Origin of the sequence: Streptacidiphilus jiangxiensis, from assembly GCF_900109465.1 — a bacterium.
Lineage (GTDB): Bacteria > Actinomycetota > Actinomycetes > Streptomycetales > Streptomycetaceae > Streptacidiphilus > Streptacidiphilus jiangxiensis.
On sequence record NZ_FOAZ01000071.1, the window covers coordinates 1 to 5537 of the forward strand.

At 72.2% G+C, this 5537-nt stretch carries 8 protein-coding genes; all 8 read left to right on the plus strand.

All coding sequences use genetic code 11. The features are described 5' to 3' along the window. The coding region (locus BMY61_RS43435) for a CpaF/VirB11 family protein (RefSeq protein WP_177240418.1) at positions 1-702 on the plus strand (702 nt) is incomplete at its 5' end. Beyond that, complete coding sequence (locus BMY61_RS43440) at positions 702-1664, plus strand: type II secretion system F family protein (protein WP_236656063.1); 963 nt, start codon at positions 702-704, stop codon at positions 1662-1664. The genes BMY61_RS43435 and BMY61_RS43440, both read left to right, overlap by 1 nt. Beyond that, entirely contained in the window at positions 1661-2548 is an 888-nt protein-coding gene (locus BMY61_RS43445; RefSeq protein ID WP_042449506.1) for a type II secretion system F family protein, read from the plus strand. The genes BMY61_RS43440 and BMY61_RS43445 overlap by 4 nt, the downstream gene beginning before the upstream one ends. A gap of 63 nt (positions 2549-2611) precedes the next feature. Continuing rightward, positions 2612-2854 (plus strand): hypothetical protein, encoded by a 243-nt coding sequence (locus BMY61_RS43450; protein WP_042449508.1) that lies wholly within the window; start codon positions 2612-2614, stop codon positions 2852-2854. 93 nt (positions 2855-2947) lie between these two features. Further along, a complete protein-coding gene (locus BMY61_RS43455) occupies positions 2948-3400 on the plus strand; it encodes a TadE family protein (protein ID WP_082015105.1) in 453 nt (150 codons plus the stop codon). Beyond that, entirely contained in the window at positions 3397-3840 is a 444-nt protein-coding gene (locus BMY61_RS43460) for a TadE family protein (RefSeq protein WP_042449510.1), read from the plus strand. The genes BMY61_RS43455 and BMY61_RS43460 overlap by 4 nt, the downstream gene beginning before the upstream one ends. 5 nt (positions 3841-3845) lie before the next feature. Next, positions 3846-4280, plus strand: coding sequence for a pilus assembly protein TadG-related protein (locus BMY61_RS43465; RefSeq protein ID WP_236656064.1), 435 nt, complete (start codon positions 3846-3848; stop codon positions 4278-4280). 2 nt (positions 4281-4282) lie between these two features. Further along, on the plus strand, positions 4283-5537 hold a 1255-nt coding region (locus BMY61_RS45770), incomplete at its 3' end, for a LysM peptidoglycan-binding domain-containing protein (protein ID WP_143094841.1).

Consider the following 5537-nt stretch of genomic DNA (forward strand, 5'->3'; position numbering starts at 1 on the left):
AAGACCTCGCTGATGCGCGCGATGGCCCGCGAGATCCCGATGGACGAGCGGATCGGCACCCTCGAGACCGAGTTCGAGTTGTTCTTGCACGAGCTGGAGCCGGACCGTCAGATCGTGGCGATGGAGGCCCGCGAGGGCAACGGTGAGCGGGTCGACGGCCAGGCCGCCGGGGAGATCACCGTCAACGACCTCATCTACCCGAGCCTGCGCATGAGCCTGTCGCGGATCGTGGTCGGCGAGGTCCGCGGCCGCGAGGTCGTCCCCATGCTCCAGTCGATGACCAACGGCGAGGGCGGCAGCCTGTGCACCATCCACGCCCGCGAGGCCGGCATGGTCTTCGACCGCATCGCCGAGCTGTACATGCAGGCCGGTGAGGGCTTCTCCGAGCAACTGGCCTACCGCCAGATCGCCAACGGCATCGACGCCGTGGTTTTCGTCCGGATGCTCGACGAGACCGCGATCGGGGGCCGTAAGCACCGCTTCGTCTCGCAGGTGCTCGAGGTCACCGGCGCCGGTGAGAGCGGCCGTCCGACCGTGAACACCATCTTCGGCCCCAACCCGGAAGTCGGGGAGCTGCGCGCGGTTCCGCGGATGAACCCCGCGTGCGTGGCCGACCTGGCCCGCGTCGGCTTCAACGCCGACCTGCTGCGCGCCCCCGGCGGGGCCTGGCAGCTGCCGCTGGACGTGAAGGTGGGCGCGTAGTGGGCACCACCGAACTGATGCTCGGCGGCCTGCTGGCCGGATTGGTCCTGGCAGGCGGCCTGGTGGGCTTCGTCGCGGGAGTCGTCGGTACGAGTGCTCCGCGGACCCTCGGCCCGCTGGGCCGCTTCCGCTCCGCGCTGCACGGCAGCGACCAGAGCGCGGCCGCCCGCGCCCAGCTCCGCGCCCGCTGGATTGTCGGCGGCGTGCTGGGCCTGGCCGCCTGGGCCGTCACCGGATGGATGGTCGTCGGCCTGCTGCTGGTGCTGCTCGCCGTCGGGCTGCCGTGGCTGCTCAGCCCCGGCAAGGCCGCGACGATCCGGATCACCGAGCTGGACGCGCTGGCCGAGTGGACTCGCCGCCTGGCCGACGTGCTCTACCTGGGTGTCGGCCTGGAGCAGGCGATGAAGGACTCCCGCCGCACCGCGCCCGCCGCGCTGGAGCGCCCCGTGGGTGAGCTCGCCGCCCGCCTGCAGTCCGGGTGGCGGCCCGAGGACGCCCTGATCGGCTTCGCGGACCATCTGAACGACGCGACCGCCGACAAGGTGTGCGCCGCCCTGATCCTGCGGGCCTCGGACCGCGGCCCGGGCCTGGCCAGGAACCTGGAGGACCTCGCCGACTCGGTGCGCGACGAGGTGCGCCAGCGCCGCGAGATCGAGGCCGACCGGGCCAAGCCCCGCACCACCGTGCGCTGGATGACGTTCATGACCCTCGCCATCATCGGCGCCGGCTCCTTCGACACCGCCTACATCGAGCCCTACGGCACCGTGCTCGGGCAGTTGGTCCTCACCATGCTCATCGCCGGGTTCGCCGGCGTGCTGGCGTGGATGCGGCAGCTGGCGACCTTCCGGTCCACTCCCAGGTTCCTGGCCGCCGACCCGCGCAGCTCGGTCACCCTGACCGCGCCGACTCCCCGCCAGGTCGCAGACCGGCGCGCCGCCGCGCTGGCCGGAGGTGCACGATGATCCCCGTCATTGCGATCTTCGCCGGGGCCCTGGTCGGCGCCGGCATCGCCGGACTGATCCGTGCGTCCCTCAAGTCCCAGCCCCAGCTCAGCGCCGCACTCGACCAGATCAACCAGGCGCCGGTCCTCGACCTGGACCACGAGGAGCTGAGCCAGGACGAGAAGGTCGGCCGGTGGCTGATCCAGCATCTGCAGGGCCTGCCCGGCGTCACGATCCGTCACAAGGACCTGGCGCTGCTGGGCAAGAGCCCCGCGGTGCACATGCTGACCCGGGTCGCGCTCGGCCTGCTGGGCCTGGTCTTCCCGACCGTCCTGAACTCCATCGTGATGATCACCGGCTACTACCTGCCGGTGCCCATCCCGCTGGCCGTGGGCCTGGCCGTCGGGGCGCTGTTCTTCGTCCTGGCCGACTGGGACGTCCGGGACAAGGCCAAGCGCGCCCGGATCGAGTTCTCCCATGCCATCGCGGCCTACCTCGACCTCATCGCGCTGGAACGCGCCGGCGACGCCGGCCCGGCCGAGGCCGTGGAACGCGCGGCCGAGGTCGGGCAGGGCTGGCCCTTCCTGCGGATCCGGCAGGCCCTGGAGCTCGCCCGTATCGACAAGGTCGCCCCCTGGGTCGAGCTCAAGCGCATGGGCGACGACTTGGACGTGCCGCAGCTCGCAGACGTCGCGGACATCATGAGCCTGTCCTCGACCGAGGGCGCCGCCGTCTACAACACCCTGCGTGCCCGAGCCCGGTCCCTGCGCACCGAGCTGATGTCCAAGCAGGCCGAGGAGGCCAACGCGGACTCGGAGAAGATGACCGCGCCCGGCGGCCTGCTGGCCGTCCTGGTCATGGCCCTGGTCGGCTTCCCCGCGGTGATGCACATCCTCGTCACCTGACCCCACACCTCCTGTCCCGCCTTCACCAGAACCCACACCTACACCGAGGAAGAGAGCACCACCATGAGCCCCATCGACAAGGCCAAGCTCGCCGTCTACCGCCTCCCCGAGACCCTCGGCTACGCAGCCGTGGTCGCCTGGGCCGCCTCCCGGATGGAGAGCCTGAAGGAGGAGCGGGAGCGCGGCGACGTCTCCATCACCACCGTCATCATCTGGGTGGCCGGCATCACCCTGGCCCTGGCGATCGCCACCGTCATCACCGTCACCCTCCTCAACAAGTACAAGAGCAAGCTCTCCAGCCAGTGAGCACCTGGCCGCCGCCGGGACCGGTCACCGCACCGGCCCCGGCGGCGCCCTGCCACCACCGTCACCGCCGCGATCCCGCCAGGAAGGAAGCACATGCGCACCGACGCACCGGCACCATCGCACCGGCAGCTCCCGCGGGCTCTGCGCGACCTCGCACAACGACTGCGTGAGGGCGAGGAACGCGGCGACGCCTCGATCGAAACCGCGATCGTCTTCCCCTTCGTCATCCTGTTCACCGTGATGGTCGTGCAGGCGGTCATGTGGTACTACGCCCGGGAGGTGGCCCAGACCGCAGCCCGCGAAGGCGTCGTGGCCGCACGGACCTACGGCTCCAACGTCAACACCGGCGTGGCCCGGGCCAACGAAGCCGCCACCCGGCTCGGCGGCAGTGCGCTGCGCTCCCCGCACGCCTCGCCGAACGGCAGCTCCGCGACGCGGATCACCATCACCGTCACCGGGCAGGCCCAGTCGCTGATCCCCGGAGTCAGCGGCTTCTCCGTCAGCCAGAGCGCCTCGGCGCCCGTGGAGAAGTGGAACGCCCGATGACCTTCCGGACACTGAAGCTGCGTGCCCGGCGCGAAGACGGCTCGGCCAGCATCGAGGCGGCCATCGTCGTCCCGGTCCTGATCCTGTTCCTGTGCCTGGCCTGGGCCGCCGGCCGCATCGCGCTGACCGGGCAGGTCGTCGACGGCGCCGCCGAGGACGCCGCAAGAGCCGCGTCCATCTCCAAGACCCCGGGCGCGGCCTACGCCGCGGCGTACCAGGCTGCAGCCAGGGACATGGCCAGCTCGAGCACCGCCCTGCACTGCTCGCCGGCCGTCTCCATCCCGGACAAGAGCATCCCCACCCGGTCCGGGCAGTCCGGCTACGTCACCGTCAAGGTCAGCTGCACGGTCAGCTTCGCGGACCTCTTCGGCCTCCACCTCGGCAGCAAGACGCTGACCTCGACGTTCACCTCCTACGCCGACACCTACACCCAGAGGTGAACCACGTGACCCTCTTCCCGGCCGATCGCCCCCGTGAGGAGGGCGGCCTGTCCATCTTCGTCGCCATCAGCGTCATGGCCCTGCTCGCCCTGCTCGGACTGATCGTCGACGGCGGCGGGAAGCTGAAGGCATCCGAGCGCGCGGACGCGATCGCGCAGGAAGCCGCCCGAGCCGGCGGCGAGCAGATCGACGCGGGCAAGGCCATCCCGGGCAACGGCATCGTCGTCGACCCGCAAGCCGCCCACAACGCAGCCGTCCACTACCTCGAGCGAGCCGGCTTCCACGGCACGGCCAAGATCTACCCCACCGACGGCGGGCGGGTCCTCGTCGTCGACCTCACCTCCACGTACACGAGCATCTGGGGGCTGGGCAACATGCCGGTGCACGGCCACGCCACCGCCGCCCTGGTCTACGGTGTGACCGCGCCGAAGGGACCGTGAACATGCCGCCGAAGAACCCCCACCAGCTCCGCACCCGCAGTCGCCTGCGGGACCTGCCCCGTGCCCTCGGCGGCCTGGTCGTCCTGCTGGGCCTGCTGACCGCCCTGCCCGTCGCGCTGCTGGCCGCCACCCACCGCTACGCCGGCCCGGGCCTGGCGGACTTCTCGTCCTTCACCCAGATCTTCACCCGCCAGGACAACGGCGCCGCCTTCCTTCTCGTCCTCGTGGTCATCGGCTGGATCGGCTGGGGCAGCTTCGCGGTGTCCGTGCTGCTGGAGATCCCCGCGCAGCTGAGGGGCCGAGCCGCGCCCCGGCTTCGCGGCTTCGCCTGGAGCCAGCAGATCGCCTCCACCCTGGTGTCGGCGATCCTGCTGCTGGTGCCCACCACCGGTGCGGCGCTGGCGGCCGGCACCCACCCGGCGACCGCCGCGGGCACCCACGGAACCACCGTCGCCACCGCCTCCGCGGTCGCCGGCTACACCACCACCGCCAGCACCGCGCAGGCGCCCAGCACCCAGCACCTCACCTACACGGTGCGCAGCACCAGCCCCGCCCAGAGCCTGTGGAGCATCGCGCAGGACCAGCTCGGCTCAGGGGAGCGCTGGCACGAGATCGCCGACCTCAACGACGGCCGCACCATGGCCGGCGGAGCGGTCTTCCACTCCGACCGGCCGATCCAGCCCGGCTGGGTGCTGCTGATGCCCGGCACCGCCCCCGCGTCGTCCGGCGCGAGCGCGACCGCCCAGGACAAGACCGGCACGATCACCGTCCACCACGGCGACACGCTGTCCGCACTCGCCCAGGAGCACCTCGGCGACGCGGACAAGTACGTCCAGCTCTTCGACGCGAACCGGGACCGGGCCGAGCCCGGTGGTGAGCGCCTGACCGATCCCAACCACATCGAGCCCGGGTGGACCCTCGCGCTGCCCGGCGACAGCGCCACCGCGCCGTCCGGCGGAAGCAGCATCGCCGCCCCGGCGCCGGGGCAGGGCACAGACGGGCACACCGCCGGAGCCGGCAGCCACTCCCCCAGCACCGCGCCGACCACCGCCCCCACCGCACCCGCCACCGCCCCGGCGACGGCGCCCACGACCGCGCCGACCACCGCCCCCGCGGCGGCCCCCACCACGGGAGCAGCAGCCGGCAGCCACAGCACCGCCACGGCCACGACGCCCGCCCAGCACCCCACGGCGCAGCCGGAGCAGACCGAGGTCGCCGACAGCAGCGACACGGCGCGCAACCTCGCCGCCGGCGGCG